This window comes from Streptomyces sp. AB3(2024), from assembly GCF_041862025.1.
GTDB lineage: Bacteria > Actinomycetota > Actinomycetes > Streptomycetales > Streptomycetaceae > Streptomyces.
Window position 1 is genome coordinate 78,227 of record NZ_JBGWAB010000010.1, and the last position, 16,916, is coordinate 95,142.

Genomic DNA, 16,916 nt, shown 5'->3' on the forward strand with positions numbered 1-16,916 from the left:
GAGCCTGGAGCCCCGACGCTCCCACGGCGGAAGGGAGAACTCCTCGTACGGGAATCGAGTGGACGTCACATCGCGTGCCGGCATTCCGCGGACGGCACGCCGGGCCCCGTGGTTCAGGTACACGGGATCGCCGGGTCGCGGCAGGAAGGCGTCGTGCACCGCCATTGAGAACTCGACGGTCCGCGCCGAGGGGCATCAGTCCACGGTGCCTCCGTGGACACGTACGTGTGCGAGGCCGTGCTCCTTGAAGCGGATGTCGCCGTCCACGTCGATACCGGGGGACGAGCAGAGATCGGCTTCAAGGCAGTCGCGTCCGACGCTCGCGTCCGGGTAGGTGGTGTGCAGCCACGCTTCCGCTTCATCGCGCGTGGCCTCGAAGTCCATGTTGTACCAAGTGGTCTGCCACTGGCCCTTCGTGCAGCGCTCGTTGCGCGCGGTCTCGGGGGGTGGGGCGGTATGGAGGAAGCGGATGGCCTGGCCGCAGGAGACGGGCGCCTTGCCGTCCAGTTCCAAACCGGCCCCGTACAACCACCAGCCGATGTACGTCACAGCGGTGACGACCACCCCGGTCGATAGCCAGATCGCAACCTTTCTGCGTCGCGCGTACAAGGGAACCTCCCCAGAAGATGATCACTGAACATGTTCAAGGATGCGTTTCGGCCGTAGCTGGTTCCACGTCGCCCCGCACGTGCGCGATGAGACCACGAGTTCCCGCATCCGGCGGGGGACGCGGGTGTTCAGGCGGTGGACCAGCGAGATGAGGTCCCGCTCGCCCAAGCCGCGGTGTGTTCCCTTGCCGACAGGATGAGCACGAAGGCGGTGATACGACCGGCGCCGGCAGTCCGGCCGCATCGCGATCGGCCCGGCCACCGCCGACTGTCCTGAACGCCGGCCGCCGACCGCCACGACCGGGGTGAGGCCTCGTCGGCCCCAGGCCTGTCTGCGGGACGGCCGGCGGGTGAAGCGGGGCTCCGGCCTCGAAGCGGACACGGCCCCGCAGCCAGCCCGGGCCTTCTGCCACCGCCGAGGCCACCTCCCACCACACGGTGCCCGTCTGCTCATCGGGCCCGGAGCACTCCTACCCGTCGAACCCAGTCACGCGTCGCCGAGGAATCCAGGATCGGCAGGCCCCATCTGCCGGGCGAAGTCCGCGGCGGCTCCGAGCACCTCGCGCATCGGCACCGGCCGACGGCTCGTGGCCGCGAGATCGGCGTGAGCTTCCTGCGACCACAGGAACGGGTACACGGAAACCCCCTGTCCCAAATCCAGGGCCGAGGCCTCCTCACGCCAGCCCGGCCAGCGCAAACCGTCGTAGAACGTCTCCAGCCTGCCGGAGAGCAGCCAGGACACCCACCCGGAGTGGCCCATCTCCATTGCCTCCCACGCCAGGGTGTCGGGAGCGAAGTACGTCATCTGGCCAGGTGCTCCAGGGCGGCCCGCAGCCGCGGGATCGCCCCCGTTCAAAGCGAAGACTCCGCCGAGAACGTCATGGCCGACGACAAGACCCGTTGCGGGGTGCCGGCCAGGGGCGAAGTCCGTAGGGAAACGGTTGACCTGCCCCAGGCTCGGGAGCCGTCCACCCGCGGCCGAACCCGAACCCCCGCCGAACACGCGCACCCAACCGTCGTCCACGAGCAGTCCGCCGCTGTGCAACGCCAGAGCTCCCAGCGCCGATCGCGCACTGACCTGCATCTGCACGAGGCATCGCCGACCCTCGTCTACATCGCCGGGCAGCACCTGAACCGGCACGGAACTCGCCCGGAAAATCCCCTGCAGCTCCGGCCAGGCCGGATCGTCCACCATGGCCAACTCATCGATCCCTCGCATCCGAGGATGATCGCACCCTTCGAATGCGATCACTCAGAGGCCGGGGGGATGGTACGGGGATGACTGATCACGTTCTCACCGTGGTTACGGCGCCGGTGCTCGACGCAAAGGGCATACGGGCGCTGGTCGGCTGCTCGGCGATGGCCGGGCCGTTCATGGTGGGTGGCGTCAGCGTCGTCATGGGTCCGACCGGGATGCTGATCACCACGGAAGCGAGTGATGCCCCCACCAGGAACGCTGTGTGGAGCGCTGAGGAGGTCCGCCTGTCCGGGTCCGCACCCGTTCCGGTCACACAGCGACTCATGGGACCGCCCCGAGGGGCGGAAGAGAACTCGTTGCCGATCCACGTCGCAGTCGACCTCGTACGTCGGGGACGCGATGAACGACCGGGCGAGCTTGATTGGCTTCCTGTAGGACACCCGGCACGCTGTGAGGCCCCGCCCCAGCGCATCGCGGGGGCGGGCGCCGCTGCGCGCGCACCGATTTCACGTGCCGGACGCCAGGGGCGCGGAAGGGCGACGCAGTTGCGGACCCCTCCGGTGGGGGAGGCCGACACCCGAACGCGCAGCGGCTCGCGGCCGAACGGCTCGCCGCGGAGCACTCCCCGAGGAGGGCGCGAGGGTTGAAGGTCGCCGGCTTCGGCTGCTGCTCGCCGACAGCAGAGGGGGCAGGGGACGAAGACGTCGGTGACGACGCAGGTGCAGTACCGGCGCTGCGCGGACGGGAATCAGCGCCGCGACACCCCGCCCCCCCTGAGCTGCCTGCCTGGGTGACTCGGCGGTGCATGCCATCAACACGGCGCGGGTCGAAGCCGACCGCCGCCTCGCCCGATGGGAGAGCGCGCTCGACGGACTGCCTGAGGGCGAAGCCGTCGAACTCGGTATATTGACAGAGTCGTTCCCCGGCGTCGACGACCATGGCGGCACGTTCCGCACCCACCTCGAACTCGCATCCCTGACCATCGGGCTGAAGCGCCGGGTGGTCGTCCTCCAGGCCGTCGAGCACGTCCAGAGCGACGTCGGGAATCCGTTCGAGAACTTCACCCGCGCACTCAAGCGCGATCAGCAGCGCCTCGACGAACCGGAGTCGAGCATCGCCGGTGTCCTTGTACGCCTGTCGGCGCTGGAACCGGCACGCCCGAACGGTTTGTGGCCTGTCTTCACGACCCGTGAAGTCGAACGCCTCCTGAGCGCGGCACACCGGATTTCACAAGTCGGGTGCCGGCGTCGCGGCCAACATCCGTACGACAGATGTGGCGATTGAGATCGCCCGCGACAAGGACGGCTCGGTGGTCGTGTTCCCTGCGCTGCCCGCGTAGGCGCATGAGCGCTCGCACGTCGCACCCGGCGGCGAGGGGAGATCGGGACCCTGTGGTGGCCGCCGTCTCAAGCGGTGGCAGCGCCGCCACGACAGCGCACACGCCGGGATCCGCCACCGCAGCCGAAGACGGCGTCCGGGCCACGGCCTTTCGGATGCGGGCGAGGCCGGGCCCGGTCACATGCTCGTGTTCGGGGCGGGCTTCAGCAACCGGGATCACGCGCGCTCCTGTTTTTTAGCATCAGAGGCCAACTATGCGCCCGGCCGCCACCAGGGCGACTACAAATGATCGGACCGATCCGAACCCTGTGACGGGGAGTATGCAGAAGGTGGTGGTCGCGCATGCGCGAATACAGCGGGATCGATCCGACCTTGCTCGGATTACAGCACGGAACGTCGACCTCTGGTGGTCTCCCCTGATGCGGGCGGCCATGCTGAAACCGGTGTCGTTCTCCCCGGCGCTCGCATCAGCGAACGAATATCGACTGCTGACGGCGACCGTACGGTCGAGGGTAGAGGATGCTCAGGGATTTTTCGGCGGGGCCTCGCGGAGACCGGGTGAAATGGCCTACCTGCCGATGCGCGTTCACCTTCAAGGTTTGTCCGTCGAGCTCTACATCGAGCTCCGCCTGCAGGACGCGGGCATGCGCATCGTCGGATTCCGCAACACATTCGAAAATGGGCAGGCCCCGCAGGAAGCATGCGTCCGCCATGTGCGGAACTCCATTGCACCACCCGGGATCCTCCGAACCGAGGTCCTGCCGTTCGGTGGAGATCGCTCCGATCTGGAGAGTGCCGCCGCTGTGCGGCGTGTGGGCATCTTCCTGGGGCGTCGGCCACTGGGCAGCGCGGTTGCCTGGCTGCACCGGAACCGCGAACCGAAGCGCACCGCACACGGAATGCTCGTGCTCTCGGAAATGATCTGCGAGGCTGCCCGGTACCCCGCCCTTGCCGATGCGATGTCACGTATCTGGGTGACCGGCGGACGGCTGTCGGCCGCGGCCTGAAGCGATGCGCCGCGGCGGACGCACCAAGCAGCCCGCAATGAAGGACTCGCGTGGTCCCTCGGGACGCCACGAGGCGCCGCCACCTGGCCAGGGTGGCAGTGCCTCGGCGGCTCGGACTTGCCGCCGGACGGCGGGCTTCGCCCGCCCCGCGCCACCGGAGCTGCTGCCGCCCGCAGCGGTCCCGCCGCCGGCCCGCACGCCGACGGGGTGTGGCCCGTCGATGGGACGGACTCAGCCGCCGCCTCTGTGGAGGAAGAGGAGGAGGTTGTTCGCTTGGGCGGGGGTCAGCTCAACTGGAACGTCGTGGGGAGCCGGTCGCCCATCGGCGATGGCGAGGAGGTAGTCCTCGGCTTGCTCGGGTGGGACGCTGTCGAGGATTTCGTTGATCAGTTTCATCATCTCTTCGTCAGAGAGTGTTTCCGGACCGTCCGGGTTCTTCGGCTTCTTCTTGTCCATTTTCCATCCTTACCGGTCGTGCGGAGCATGGCGACGGTCGGCTCCCGGACGCGCTCCCTCGGTCCGCCTCAGTCGAGGTACGTGTAGGGGAGTGGGTTCGTGAGCTGCCCGCAGGGGGTGGCCGTGTAGACGGGGGCACAGTGTGAGGGCCCGGCGCCCTCGGCGCGCGGGGCGGATGGGACCAGCGGCAGGGTGCACGGGGACAGCGCGGTCAACAGCAGCGCGGCTCGGTGGCGGGTGCGCGGCATGGCGGAGCCTTCCGGTGGTGGGAGCCGGACCGGGCCAGTCCCGGCCCGCCCCATCATGGGGAAGCCGTACCGTACGAAGCCAGAACAAACCGCTCATGTCGCCCATGATCCGATGGGGGCAGGGGTCCAGGACCACACGACGGGGAGGCTGCCCGCAGTGGCCAGGCCGAACATCGGCTGCTTCCCGGAGGCGTCGACCAGTACGGGGGGCGGCCTCGCCCGTGGCTCGTGCGTGGTTGCCGCTGCCATCGCCGCCTTCCGCGAGGAACGGGCCACCGGCAGTGGCCTGCCGAGTGCCCGGGGCATCGAAGGAGACCCGGCCCCCGGGCTGAAGGGTGGACGGCCAACTGCCTCGACAGCCTCCCGAAGTCAGCTCAGCCCGCGGCAAAGAAGGCCATCCAGGACATCGACAACGCCGAGGACAAGGAGCACACGGCCGCCGCGGTCATTCCGGGCCGCCGCCCTGGCGATGGTCTTCAAGCTCGTCGAGTCCGCCCAGGCCCGCCGGCGAGCCGTGGATGCCATGCACCCCACCTCGTTGCCCGCGTCCGCGCCTGGGCCCGCTCTGAACGCGGCGAGCTCGTTGAACGGCTGCAGACAACCGCGGCGTGAATAGGGTGGCGGACCTGGCTCGAAGTTCGAGAACATCCGGTCATGTTGGATGGCACGGCAGGACAGGACCTTCCGGTCGGCTTCGGGTTCCGGCCGTATCGCGGAGACGAAGACCACGGCGCCATGGCCGCGGTGCGGCTGGGGTGTGTTGAACGGGACCGGGTCGATGTCCATTCGGTTGTGGAAGGGCTCCCGACAGCGGCCGAGATCGCCGAAGCCTCTGCCAAGTCGGAAGAGCCGTCCAAGAACCAGATCCTGGTGGTACTCGACGGGAGTGTCGTCGGCTACTCGACGATCCGGTGGTGGCAAGAGCGCGACTATACGTGGTTGTACCTGCACCGCGGCTACCTCTTGCCCGGGCATCGCGGGCAGGGCATCGGCTCAGCCATGCTGCGCTGGGCCGAAGAGCGGATCCACCAGCTCGTCAAACAGCATGGAACGGCGCGGACGGCAGTGATCGGCGCGAACGCCATGGCCTCCGAGCAGGACGCCACGGCACTTCTGCGCGCAGCCGGCTACCGACGTGTCTTCAGCCTGGTCGAGCTGAAGCTCGACGATGTGCAGCAGGTGCCCGAGCCGGGCAGCGAGCTGCCGGCCGGGATACGGACTGGGCCGATCGGGACGAGCCACTACCGTGCGGTCTGGAGGACGGTCGTCGATTCGTATACGGACTCCGGTTTCACTCAGCGATGGCCTTTCCAGGACTTCGTCGACACCGCCGACCCGGCGTGCTGGAGGGCTGCCTGGAACGGGCAGGACATGGTCGGCGTCGCCCTCTGCTCCATCCGCCGCCACGACCACACCGTGGGCGAGGTGGAAGAGCTGAGTGTCCGGACGGACCAGCGACGCCTCGGAATCGGCCGGGCCCTGCTGCTGGACGGGCTGCGGAGCCTTCGCGAGCAAGGTGCAACGACCGCCCGGCTGTTCACGGGTACGGCAAACCCGCACCGGTCCCACGACCTTTACCAGAGTGTCGGCTTCCGGCGGCAGAACGAGTTCGTCCGTTACCGCAAGCCGCTTGCTTGACCGACGGGCCATCGGGCTGTCTTGTCGGTCCACAGGATTTGACAATGCCTCGCACGTCGAAGCGACCGCCGCTCTGCGCGAGTACGTCGGGACGGGGCTGAGGCGGCTCGCCCACTTGTCACGGCGAGCCGATCTGAGGCAGCAAGCGGGTGCCGGTCACCAGTCGCGAATGGAGTCCGCGCCCTTGATGAGCGCCGTGCGAGCGGAGGTCAGGTCGTGACTGACAGCTGTTCGGCCCGCGCAGGGCCACGCCGAATCCTGTGGCGACGCCCAGATTCAGTCTCTGCAGTCACCGCGTGGCCACCGAGGACGAACACCCAGGTCACCCCGAGATCGCCGCGATGCTCACTGTCCAGCTCGACGAGAGCATTGAGATCCTCGCCGCGGTACCGCGGCGAGCAACTGCGAACCGGGAGCATCGTCGCAGCAGACCGGCTCTCGTTCTTCACCCCGTACTTCGACGCCACCGGGAGTGAGCTTTCGGCGTGCGACGGGTGCTTTCCGGGGCCAGGCACGAAGGACTCGTTCGAGCCGTGAGGCAGTCGCATCACCGGCCTCTGCCCGACCGAACCGCCACTACCTGCAGAATCTCACCTTCAGGCAATGGGCGGTCGCAGTTGGCCAGGTCGATCCGCGGTCGCGATCCGAGATCGAGGCTCCCGGCCGTCATGGAGCGAGTTCGGCTTGGCGAAGGCTGAGGAACACCGCCGGGGTCGTCCATCCGCGCAACGTGGCCTGAATCGCCGATCGGAATGCGGCCTCGGAAGTGACGGCGTCGAGGGCACCAGCAAGTTCGAGAGTCACGAGCCCGTGCAGGGTGGCCCAGATCGACAGAGCGATCGACGTTGCCTCCCCCACGAGGACGGACGCCGCCAACGCGCGATCGATCGCTGCGATGAGTGGACGGATCGGGTCACTGGCACCGACATCCCCCGATGGGTCGAAGGACTGCACACCACCGAACAGCACCGTGTACAGGTGTCTGTGTTCGCGCCCCCAGCGTCGGTAGGCGACGGCCAGTGCGTAGAGGTCGGCGAGAGGGTCCGCGGAGGTCTGCACCGCCGACAGGTCCCGGAACAGGCCGGCGACGGCTCTGTCGCGCACCGCAGCGACCAGCCCGTCCTTGCCACCGAACAACGAGTACACCGCCGTCGTCGACGCCTCCGCAGCAGCGGCCACGGCGCGGACCGTGAGCGACTCCCGCGGACGGGTGGCGAGCATCTCGGTCGCGCATTCCACAAGCCGCTCTTTGACGGCCTCGTCGTTTGTTCTGGGCCTACCCACGGCCAGCAGCCTACCCCTGTTTGGTAACGTCGTTTTGAAACGACGTTCTGAAACTGTTGGAGGTCCGCCATGCTCACGTCCGCCATACGTCTCGTCCGCTCCATCGGACGCTTACTCCTGGCCTTGGCCGCCGCAGCGATGCTGGTCGTCGTCTTTCTCGCACTGATCGCCCTCACAGACGGGGCAGGCTCGGGCCTCGCCGCGTGGTTGGCGACCCTTGGAGTCGGGGCTGTCCTCGCGACGTGGCGGGGGCGGCGCCGCACTTGGCCGGCGCGGCTCGTGCCGTTCCTGCCAGTGGCTGTCGCGGCAGCGTTGACGGCGTCGGTCTGCATCCCGACCGTGCCGACGGCCCGGCGGTACCCGCCCGCCCTGCCCTTCGTGACCCCGCAGCACTGGAGCCTGACCACGGGCAGCCGGGTCGCGGTGTATCACTACCCGCCCGCGCAGACCGGCCCCCGGCATCCCACTCCGCTCGTGTACCTCAACGGCGGACCGGTCCGTGGCATCTCGGTGCTCGACCACCGGTTCCTGCAACTCCTGGCCCGCCAGGGCTACGACGTCTACGCCTACGAACAGGCCGGCGGCGGACGAAGCGACCTGCTCCCCATGGGTCAGTACACGATCTCCAGGTCGGTCGGCGACCTCGCCGCCGTCGTCGACCGCCTGAACAAGGGCAAGGTCGACATCCTCGGATTCTCCTCCGGCGGGGCCGTGCTCACCCGAGCCCTGGCCGACCCGAGCGTCGCCGCACGCCTGTACCGGGCGATCATTGCCGAGCCCGGCCCCATGGACGGCCCCACCGCACACATCGCCTGGCACAAGGGCCGAGAATCCGCACGCGGCCTCGCTCCGGCCCCCACCGGACCGCGATTGACGCACATCCCCCGGTACGCCGTGGCATTCGGCCTCATGCGACTCGGACTCCTCAGCCCTGACACCGGACTGATCGGACAGGCCGAAGGCGACAACGCCTTCACCGCCGCAGACCTCGGCAGCGACACCGCATCCGCCTACTGCGCGCGCGACGCGCACCGCATTCCCGCCGAGGACACCGCACAGAACTTCTCCTTCAGCCCCGCCGCGAGCCTCCGCATCCAGCAGACGGTCAAGGACTCACCCTCGATGGCCCCGCAACTGAGGCAGTCCCGGACCCCCGCGATGCTGATGATCGCCGAATGCTCTTCCCAGGTCCGTCAGTGGGAGACCGCCGTCCTGGCCGATGACCCCGCCATCCAGCGCACGCAGTACATGCCCGGGGTCGGACACCACATGTGGAACGGCCTGGACGACAACAACGACCGAGCCGCCGCCGTCATCACCGCGTTCCTTGAGGGCAAGCCGGCACCCCTGCCGAACTACCCGACCCGCGACGATCTCCCTGCCTTCCTGCGCACCCACAAATGACGAGGGGGTGCAGCCCGTCACCGGCAACGGCTGATGTGCCCGGCCGGGGAGGCCGACGCCTTCTCGCTCCGGCTTCACCCCGAGGCTGGCCGGGCGGCGCTGCTGTTTCTCGGTGAGGCGGTGGAAGCCGCGAGGTCGGGTGGGCGTCGGGCTGATCCGAGCGGTCTCCGGCGAAGTCCCGCAAGGGCCCCCGTCGGGCGGAGGCGGCTCGATGTGGGCCAGGACCGCGGCCTCCAGGCGCGTCCGACGTCGGTGACCGCGATCCGGTGCGGCGGCCGCTCGGCGGCCGGGTACGTTGCCGCACTTCTGCGGAGCGATTCAACGGACCTTCACCGGCATCGGCTCGTACGCACTGACGTGGCTCACCCATGGCCGATTCACGTTCTGTCGCTCTGTGATTGCTTTCGGTAACGTTCCCGCGTTGGCAAGATCACTAGTGAGGGAGTTCGATGAGCGAGACCACGGTGGCCCCTGTGCTGGGACAGCTGCTTACGGCCCTGGCGGCCGAGCCCGGGACAGCGGCCAAGTTCGAGTCCTGGACCGGCCAAGGCGCCAACGAACCGCTGTCCGGAGAAGAAGTGGCCGCCGCCGCTCCCGCCGGCATGCTCAAGCAGCTGGCGGAGCTGGCGCAAGTGACCGAAGCGGAAGCCGCGGCTTCCCTGGCCGTGGAGATCCCCGCTCTGGTGGACGCGATTCCGGCCGAGACCATCGAGGCGTTCCGCGCCGCTTCGAAGATCGCGGCCCTGACGCCCGAAGAGGAATCGGCTGCCGAACAGATCGTGGCCGAGACCCGGGCCCTTGCGGCTGCCCTGCCGCAGAGCAGTTCCTGGCTCGGCTCGGGCCCCAACGAGCCCCTCACCGAGGAGCAGGTGGTCCAGGCCCTCGGCGAGGACAAGATCGCCGAAGCCGCCGCGGCGCGTGGCCAGGACAGGACCGAGGTCCTCACGGATCTGACGCGGACCCTGCCCGTGTTCATCGACGCGATCTCCCCGTACGGCTGGGTCGATGTCGATGTCCTGCGGTTCGTCCTGGCCCAGGACGATGTGAACGTGACGTCCGCGTAGCGCTTCCCGACACCCATACCGATCACCGACTGGGAATGATCACATGCTGACGCTCAACACCAACATCATGTCGCTCACCACGCAGAACTACCTCAACATCACAGGATCCACCATGGGGGTCGCGGCCGAGCGGCTCGCCTCCGGCAAGCGCATCAACTCCTCGAAGGACGACGCCGCGGGCCTGGCCATCTCCGACCGGATGACCACCCAGATCAACGGATCCCTCCAGGCGTCGCGCAACAGCAACGACGCCGTCTCCCTCGCACAGACCACCGAGGGCGCCCTGAAGGAGGTCACCAACAACCTCCAGCGCATCCGCATGCTGACCGTCCAGGCGGCCAACGGCATCTACGCCGTCACCGATCGCCGCACCATCCAGCAGGAGGTCGCCCAGCGGCTGGAGGCCATCGACACGATCTCGCAGCAGACCCAGTTCAACGGGATCAAGGTGCTGGCGAAGGACACCAGCATGAATTTTCAGACCGGGGCCAACGACGGTGACATCATCGCCGTCGCCCTGAAGACGGTGAACGCCGGCACACTCGGCCTGGAGTCCTACGACGTCGCCAAGACGCCCGCCTTCACCGACGAGACCGACCCCACAAAGATCAAGTACGTCGGCCCGGACGGCCAGACCGCCACGATCAGCAAAACCGACGCGACCACGGCCGGCACCTTCCTCATCGACCCGCTCTCCCTGATCGACGCCGCGCTCGTCCAGGTCACCAGCCTGCGTTCGATCCTCGGGGCCGTCCAGAACCGCTTCGAGTCCAACATCCGCACCCAGGACACCGGCGTGATCAACCTCAGCGCCGCCCGCGAGCGCATCGAGGCCACCGACTACGCCCTGGAGACCGCGAACTACACCCAGGCCAGCATCCTCCAGCAGGCCGGCATCTCCGTCCTCGCCCAGGTCAACGCCCAGCCCAAGAACATCCTCCCCCTGCTCCAGCAACTCGGCTGACTCCACCCGAGCCTCACACCGGTCTTCAAGTGCCCTCGACCGCACCGTGGGCCAGGAGCGTTTCCGACTGATGTCCGGATGGCGGGCCCCCGGCTCCGGCGTGATGCCGGGGCCGGCCTTGTTGTGATCCCAACAGGCAGTCCGGTCTGCCGGGCGCGGTCGCGAGGCCTCCCAAGGCGGTGTCTGGATCGCCCGGTGGACACGGGCACCGAGTGGGAAAGGCCAGGCAGCCCCCGCTAGACGATCAAGCTGTGGCCGTGGCAGGCGACTCGATCAAGTCGAGCGAACTCACGGCAGGCTCAGCACGGACGGCAGGGTTTCTCCGGGACTACCTCCTCAACTGTCTCCTGCGCCCCATCCACGACGAGGTCGGCCCGCACGACGCGCTGCGCCCACCGTGGTGCCCGTGGACCGGACATCGCGGGGGCCGTCGAAGTGGTCGACATGGGCGTCACGTCCCTGTGCGGCCCGGTGGTTCTTGCGTCGCCGGGCCACGCGACTGGTCAGGCGAGGCCGAGCTGCTTGTAGAAGGTCTGGCTGTCCCAGAAGAGGAACTCCTCATCCATGACTCCGGCCTTGTTCCAGATGCCGACCGTGACCATGTTGATGGAGAACTTCTTGCCGGTCGGCTGGATGAAGCCGCCCTTGCCGTCCGGCATGGGGCGGGTGAAGGTGCCCTGCATGACTCCGGTCACCGAGGTCAGGTTGCCCTTGGCGATGCGGTTCGGGTGTTCGGTGATGCGTGTGTCCGGCGCCCAGACGAACTGGCTCTTCATGTCGGCGATGTGCTGGTCGAGGCCGTCCGTGTAGTGGCCGTCGGGCCAGTGGACGCGGACGTTCTTCGCGTGGCTCTCGTCGATCCGGTCCCACTGCTGACCGGAGTAGACGTTGAAGTCCAGGTCGTCGAAAGCCTTGAGGTTCCTGCGCTCCTCGTGGGTCAGGCCGGTCGGCCAGGACGACTCGGCCTGCGAGGTGGAGGCCGGGTCTCCGAGGGGCCCCGGGCTGCTCGCGGCCGGGGCTGCCAGGCCGGTTCCGGTGGCTACCGCGGTGAGGACGAGGGCACCGAAAGCGGCGGCGCCCGCGCCCTTCAGGATGTTGCGGCGGTTGATCATGTCGAACTCCTTGACTACGAGATCACGCTGAGGGGAGGGGGAGGGAAGGGGAGGGGCTCAGAAGGCGTAGGGGCCGAAGCGGCCCCAGGCCACGACGGCGGCCAGGGCGAGCAGCAGCAGGGCGACCGGGAGGGCTGTCGCCTCCTTGCGGCGCAGGTGCAGCACGGTGGCGCCCAGCATGGTCGCCGCAAGGCCGAGGGCGGCCCAGGCCGCCAGGGCCGGCGCTATGCCGAGCGCGGCGGGGACGATCAGCCCCACGGCGCCGAGCACCTCGACGGCGCCGACCGTCTTTACGGCCCCCGCGGAGAAGTCCGCGGTCCAGGCCATTCCGGAGGCGGCCGGCTTTTCTCGAGGCTGGCTGATCTTCATCAGTCCAGCCGCCAGAAACATGAGCGCGAGGGGCCGCCATGGTGATCAACCTGTCGAACGCCCTCGACGCCCAGTTGCAGCGCGACGCCCAGATCAGCCACTTCGAGTACCAGGTCCTCGCCACTCTCTCCGAGGCCACCGAGCGCACCATGCGCATGAGCGACCTGGCGATCCTCACCAACGGCTCGCTCTCGCGCCTGTCCCACGTGGTCAAGCGCCTGGAAAAGCAGGGCTGGGTGCGCCGCACCCCCGACCCGGACAACGGCCGCTACACCCTGGCCGTCCTCACCGAGCCCGGCTGGGAGAAGGTCACCGCCACCGCGCCGGGCCATGTCGAGGAGGTCCGCCGCCTCGTCTTCGATCCGCTCACCCAGGCCCAGCAGCGGACCCTGCAGACCATCGGCCACCGCGTCAACCAGGCGATCGACCCCACCGGCACCTGCACGGAATGACGATGCACCCCACCCACCGGTCCGGCCCGCCCCGCGGAAGGCTCGTCGCGTCCCCGACACCCGCTCCCGCAGCGCCGGCAGGCGCCCAGCGCGACTGAACCCCGGGGATCCTGTCCGGGCCCCTGCGGGCGATGCGGATCACCCGTCCGGCCGTGGCCGGCCGCGTCCCGAACGGTCCCGACCGACTTCCCGCCCTAGATTCGACGACGTCCGTACCAGTGCGCGCGAGGCGGTCAACCACGGCCCACCCCCCGTCGACGCGTGGCGAGCGAAGGGCAGGACATGACCGGTCGCCCCAACATCCTGCTGATCGTCACCGACGAGGAGCGCGCCACCCTGCCCCGCCCCCAGGGGTTCTCACTGCCGGCCCGGGAACGGATCGCAGCCCGCGGCACCACCTTCGAGCGCTACTACACCGCCTCAGCGCAGTGCAGCTCCGCCCGGTCGGTGATCTACACGGGCCGGCACCTGCCGCTCACCGAGATCTACGACAACGACAACATGCCCTACATCCGCCCCCTCGACCCCGCGCTGGGCACCCTTGGCACCATGCTGCGCGCGGCGGGCTACTACACCACCTACCAGGGCAAGTGGCACCTCTCGAACTGCTACGTGACACCCGAGAACCCCGGCCCGACCACCGACGCCCTGGAGCCCTACGGCTTCAGCGAGTTCAACGACTGGGGCGACATCGACGGTGGAGCCTGGGCCGGCCTCAAGCTCGACCCCGTCATCGCCGGCCAGGCCGTGCGCTGGCTGCGCAACCGCGCACCGGTCGTCAGCGAGGACCGGCCCTGGTTCATGGCTGTCAACTTCGTCAACCCCCACGACATCATGAGCTTCGACTACGGCGGCCGCCCTCAGGTGCAGCTGCCCTTCGGCCTCGCCCACGCCGTCGTCACCCGCGCGGCCGCGAACATCCCCGTCTACCGGCGCCGCTGGGACGTCGACCTCCCAGCCAGCCTCCACGACGACCTTTCCGGCGCGGCCCCCGCGGTCGCCGAATACGCGCGGATGCTGGACAACGTCTTCGGACCGGTCGCCGACGACGAGCACTGGCACGACGGCCTGAACTTCTACCTCAACGCCATCCGCGACGTGGACCGCAGCGTCGAGTTCGTCCTCGACGCTCTGGAGGCCTCCGGCCAGGCTGACCGCACCGTCGTCGTCTTCACCTCCGACCACGGCGAGATGGCCGGCTCCCACGGGCTGCGCCAGAAAGGAAACCTCGTCTACGACGAGAACTTCCACGTCCCCTTCATGATCGCCCACCCCGACGTGCCAGGCGGCGGACGCACCGATGCCCTCGCCTCCGCCGTCGACATAGCACCCACCCTGCTGGAAATCGCCGGTGTCGATGTGACCGGGGCAGCCACCCGACACCCCGCGCTCAAGGGCCACTCGCTGATGCCCGTGCTCCACGGCCGCCCGGTACGGCAAGGGATCCTGAACGCGGTGGAGTCGATCACGACGCTCGACGCCTCATTCTGGTTCGAGTTCGCCGACCCGGACGCGCCCAAGCGCGTCGCATCCGGGGACCTGCGCCCCGACTGGAACAAGCGCGGCTTCCTGCGCGCCTACTCCGACGAGCGCTACACCTTCGGCCGCTACTTCTCCCCACTGAACCCCAACCGCCCCACCGACACCGACGCGCTGCTGGCCGACAACGACGTCGTCCTCTACGACCGCGAGCAGGACCCGGCCGAGCTGCACAACCTGGCCACCGACCCCGCCCACCACGACCTCGTCGAGCGCTACCGCGCCCTGCTGGAGGGCCTCATCGACGCCGAGATCGGCCCCGACGCCCGCGCATGGGTCACCGAGCGCCCGCAACTGCTCGGCTGGCCCACCTGGCACGGCGACGACCACCGGCCCGAGACCCTCACCGCGCAAGGACGCTGACCCCCAGCCGGCAACCGCGGCCCCACTTTCCCCTGCGCCTCCGGCGAACCGGCGGTGACTTCCCCCCGCCCGTCCTCCCTCCGGGTGCCCGCTGCGGATGTTCCTCAAGCCTCAATCCTCAAGCCTCAACCCGATTCCTGATCCGAACGCCTGCGCGCTTCCCTCCGCGCTTGAGAGGATCCGGCTGGGGAAGCCGTCTCGACTCGTACCTGGAGGGACACATGCACCGCGCGCGTGCGCTGTCCGTACTGCCCGCCACCCTCGTGGCCGCGCTGCTGGCCGTCTCGGGATGTTCAGGAGGTGGCAAGTCTGCCGCCCAGGCCCCGGCTCCCACACCCTCCGGTCTCGTGCACTATGCGCCCGCCACCGGCTCCGCCGCCCCGGCCGCGAGCCCGACGCCCACCGCGCCCAAGGAGTGCGTGCGGACCGCCGGAATGGGCGTCGAGCAGCTGACCGGCTACCTGAAGGAACTGCGCAGCTCCAGCGGGGACTACCAGACCAAAGGCCTGACCCTGGACTCCTCCGGCCTGAACTTCACCCCGGAGGACATCAAGCGCCCGTGCGAGGCGGTCACGGTCAAACTCGCCCACTACTGGGTCGACCTGAAGAAGACGCACGAAGCCAATCCTGTCAGCGGGGCCCGCTACGAATACTCGTACACCCTGATCGGCACCGCCTCCCACGCGGCCGGCCCGCAGGACGGCCGGGTACCCGACACCGCGCCGCCGGGGCCATCAGCCTGTCGCGGCACGGTCTCGGTGACCTACCTCGGCGAGGACATCCCGCTGCGGTCCCTGCCGTACGACCTGAAACTGGTCGACACCACCGCCCCCGTCCCGGTCAAGGTGGCCGGCGACGGGGTGCTGTCCGCGATCTACGTGTCCCCTCCCCACCCGGATTCGTGCTGACACCGGCAGGCACCGGCCACGAGACCGCCCGGCCCTGGTGAAGAGATGGAAGCCTACCGTCGAGGATGACGTACGCCTCCTTCCGCACGGTCCCCATGGCCTGTTCCAGCATGGGCCGCGGGCGGCCGGGAGGTCGGCGCCGGAGGCGCCGAAGGCCGTTGTGGTGTATAGAGCTTCATCCAGGGCTTCGCTGCCCACTGGGCTGGTGCCTTGGAGAGCGGTGACGGGTGGGCGGAGACCGATCTGGCCGCTGCCGAGGAGCGGCTGGGTGTCCGGTTGCCGGCGTCACAGGGCGTGGCGACCAGGCCGTTCGGCCCGACACGGGTCGCGTTGCGCGCGGCGGTTCGTCGCAGCGCCCTACGGTGACGTCGGAGTGCCGCTCATCGACCCGACGGACACCGCCGCGGTCGCTGCCTGCCTGCTTGCCTGCTGGGCGACCGGCACGCCGGTGGCGTGTACGAGCTGACCGGACCGCAGGTCATCACGCCCCCCGGCAGGCCGAGGCCCTCGGCGCCGCGCCGGGCTCGCCCTTACGGTTCGACGACCTCATCCGCGACGGGGCCAAGGCCGCCATTGCCCGGAGCATGCCGGCCGTACTCGCCGACCTGCGCGTCAGCCCGGACGTCCAGCGGGTCCTGGGCCGCGCCCCGCTCCCGTTCGCCGACTGGGCGGCCCGCAACGTCGCCGCGTTCCGCTGAGGTGGACCCGCAGGCGGAGCGGCGGTTCCTTGGTGTCGACACCTTCGCCGAGGACCTGCACGGACCCGAGGCGGCCCTTGAACCCGCCGAGGACGCGGCGGCGGTGGAGCGGCGTGTGCTCGCCGCACATCCGGTCCGCCCACCTGCTGGCCGGGTACCGTCGAGGGTGGAGGCCGCCTCCTGCCGTCCGCCGCGGACGGCGCCGGCGGCTCCCGTTCCGTGGACCATTCCCGCCGACCACATCACGCCCTTAGACTGCGACCGCT

General features: G+C 69.1%; 16 protein-coding genes and 2 pseudogenes. 10 read left to right on the top strand and 8 right to left on the bottom strand.

What is annotated here, in order from left to right:
* Positions 1-195: 195 nt before the first annotated feature.
* The 3 genes from ACEPPI_RS06995 to ACEPPI_RS07005 form a co-directional block, all read right to left on the bottom strand.
* Positions 196-564: a hypothetical protein gene (locus tag ACEPPI_RS06995; protein WP_373914354.1), complete on the bottom strand. Its 369-nt coding sequence runs from the start codon at positions 562-564 to the stop codon at positions 196-198.
* Between the two features lie 531 nt (positions 565-1,095).
* Positions 1,096-1,827 (bottom strand): DUF2625 domain-containing protein, encoded by a 732-nt coding sequence (locus ACEPPI_RS07000; protein ID WP_373914355.1) that lies wholly within the window; start codon positions 1,825-1,827, stop codon positions 1,096-1,098.
* 67 nt (positions 1,828-1,894) lie between these two features.
* On the bottom strand, positions 1,895-2,035 hold the full coding sequence (locus ACEPPI_RS07005; RefSeq protein WP_373914357.1) for a hypothetical protein: 141 nt from the start codon (positions 2,033-2,035) through the stop codon (positions 1,895-1,897).
* A gap of 563 nt (positions 2,036-2,598) precedes the next feature.
* On the opposite strand from ACEPPI_RS07005, the pseudogene ACEPPI_RS07010 reads away from it, so the two are divergent.
* Together ACEPPI_RS07010 and ACEPPI_RS07015 are read left to right on the top strand one after the other, a co-directional pair.
* A pseudogene (locus tag ACEPPI_RS07010) lies at positions 2,599-3,145 on the top strand (hypothetical protein); the annotation flags it as partial.
* A 319-nt stretch (positions 3,146-3,464) separates the two neighbouring features.
* The gene (locus ACEPPI_RS07015) at positions 3,465-4,151 is read left to right on the top strand and encodes a ribosome-inactivating family protein (RefSeq protein ID WP_373914359.1); all 687 of its coding nucleotides are present in this window, start codon (positions 3,465-3,467) and stop codon (positions 4,149-4,151) included.
* A gap of 231 nt (positions 4,152-4,382) precedes the next feature.
* Here ACEPPI_RS07015 and ACEPPI_RS07020 read toward each other — a convergent pair whose 3' ends face one another.
* Both ACEPPI_RS07020 and ACEPPI_RS07025 read right to left on the bottom strand, forming a co-directional pair.
* Positions 4,383-4,607: a hypothetical protein gene (locus tag ACEPPI_RS07020; RefSeq protein ID WP_373914361.1), complete on the bottom strand. Its 225-nt coding sequence runs from the start codon at positions 4,605-4,607 to the stop codon at positions 4,383-4,385.
* A 68-nt stretch (positions 4,608-4,675) separates the two neighbouring features.
* Entirely contained in the window at positions 4,676-4,855 is a 180-nt protein-coding gene (locus tag ACEPPI_RS07025; protein ID WP_373914362.1) for a hypothetical protein, read from the bottom strand.
* A 654-nt stretch (positions 4,856-5,509) separates the two neighbouring features.
* Between ACEPPI_RS07025 and ACEPPI_RS07030 the strand changes: the two genes are divergently transcribed.
* Positions 5,510-6,493: a GNAT family N-acetyltransferase gene (locus tag ACEPPI_RS07030; RefSeq protein WP_373914363.1), complete on the top strand. Its 984-nt coding sequence runs from the start codon at positions 5,510-5,512 to the stop codon at positions 6,491-6,493.
* Positions 6,494-7,159: 666 nt separating this feature from the next.
* Here the strand turns inward: ACEPPI_RS07030 and ACEPPI_RS07035 are convergent.
* A complete protein-coding gene (locus ACEPPI_RS07035) occupies positions 7,160-7,777 on the bottom strand; it encodes a TetR/AcrR family transcriptional regulator (protein ID WP_373914364.1) in 618 nt (205 codons plus the stop codon).
* 339 nt (positions 7,778-8,116) lie between these two features.
* Here ACEPPI_RS07035 and ACEPPI_RS07040 point away from each other — a divergent pair, with 339 nt between their 5' ends.
* The 3 genes from ACEPPI_RS07040 to ACEPPI_RS07050 all read left to right on the top strand — a co-directional run bounded on the left by ACEPPI_RS07040 (position 8,117) and on the right by ACEPPI_RS07050 (position 11,209).
* Positions 8,117-9,181, top strand: coding sequence for an alpha/beta fold hydrolase (locus ACEPPI_RS07040; RefSeq protein ID WP_373914365.1), 1,065 nt, complete (start codon positions 8,117-8,119; stop codon positions 9,179-9,181).
* A 449-nt stretch (positions 9,182-9,630) separates the two neighbouring features.
* Positions 9,631-10,245, top strand: a complete 615-nt coding sequence (locus ACEPPI_RS07045; RefSeq protein ID WP_373914366.1) for a YidB family protein — start codon at positions 9,631-9,633, stop codon at positions 10,243-10,245.
* 43 nt (positions 10,246-10,288) lie between these two features.
* On the top strand, positions 10,289-11,209 hold the full coding sequence (locus tag ACEPPI_RS07050; protein ID WP_373914367.1) for a flagellin: 921 nt from the start codon (positions 10,289-10,291) through the stop codon (positions 11,207-11,209).
* Between the two features lie 503 nt (positions 11,210-11,712).
* Here the strand turns inward: ACEPPI_RS07050 and ACEPPI_RS07055 are convergent.
* Together ACEPPI_RS07055 and ACEPPI_RS07060 are read right to left on the bottom strand one after the other, a co-directional pair.
* Positions 11,713-12,321, bottom strand: coding sequence for an ester cyclase (locus tag ACEPPI_RS07055; RefSeq protein ID WP_373914368.1), 609 nt, complete (start codon positions 12,319-12,321; stop codon positions 11,713-11,715).
* A 57-nt stretch (positions 12,322-12,378) separates the two neighbouring features.
* Positions 12,379-12,711: a DoxX family protein gene (locus ACEPPI_RS07060; RefSeq protein ID WP_373914369.1), complete on the bottom strand. Its 333-nt coding sequence runs from the start codon at positions 12,709-12,711 to the stop codon at positions 12,379-12,381.
* 17 nt (positions 12,712-12,728) lie between these two features.
* On the opposite strand from ACEPPI_RS07060, the gene ACEPPI_RS07065 reads away from it, so the two are divergent.
* The 4 genes and pseudogenes from ACEPPI_RS07065 to ACEPPI_RS07080 form a co-directional block, all read left to right on the top strand.
* Positions 12,729-13,142, top strand: a complete 414-nt coding sequence (locus ACEPPI_RS07065) for a MarR family winged helix-turn-helix transcriptional regulator (protein ID WP_373914370.1) — start codon at positions 12,729-12,731, stop codon at positions 13,140-13,142.
* Between the two features lie 282 nt (positions 13,143-13,424).
* On the top strand, positions 13,425-15,044 hold the full coding sequence (locus ACEPPI_RS07070; protein WP_373914371.1) for a sulfatase-like hydrolase/transferase: 1,620 nt from the start codon (positions 13,425-13,427) through the stop codon (positions 15,042-15,044).
* A gap of 221 nt (positions 15,045-15,265) precedes the next feature.
* Positions 15,266-15,952 (top strand): hypothetical protein, encoded by a 687-nt coding sequence (locus ACEPPI_RS07075; RefSeq protein WP_373914372.1) that lies wholly within the window; start codon positions 15,266-15,268, stop codon positions 15,950-15,952.
* A gap of 210 nt (positions 15,953-16,162) precedes the next feature.
* Positions 16,163-16,650, top strand: a pseudogene (locus tag ACEPPI_RS07080) (NmrA family transcriptional regulator); the annotation flags it as partial.
* Between the last annotated feature and the right edge of the window lie 266 nt (positions 16,651-16,916).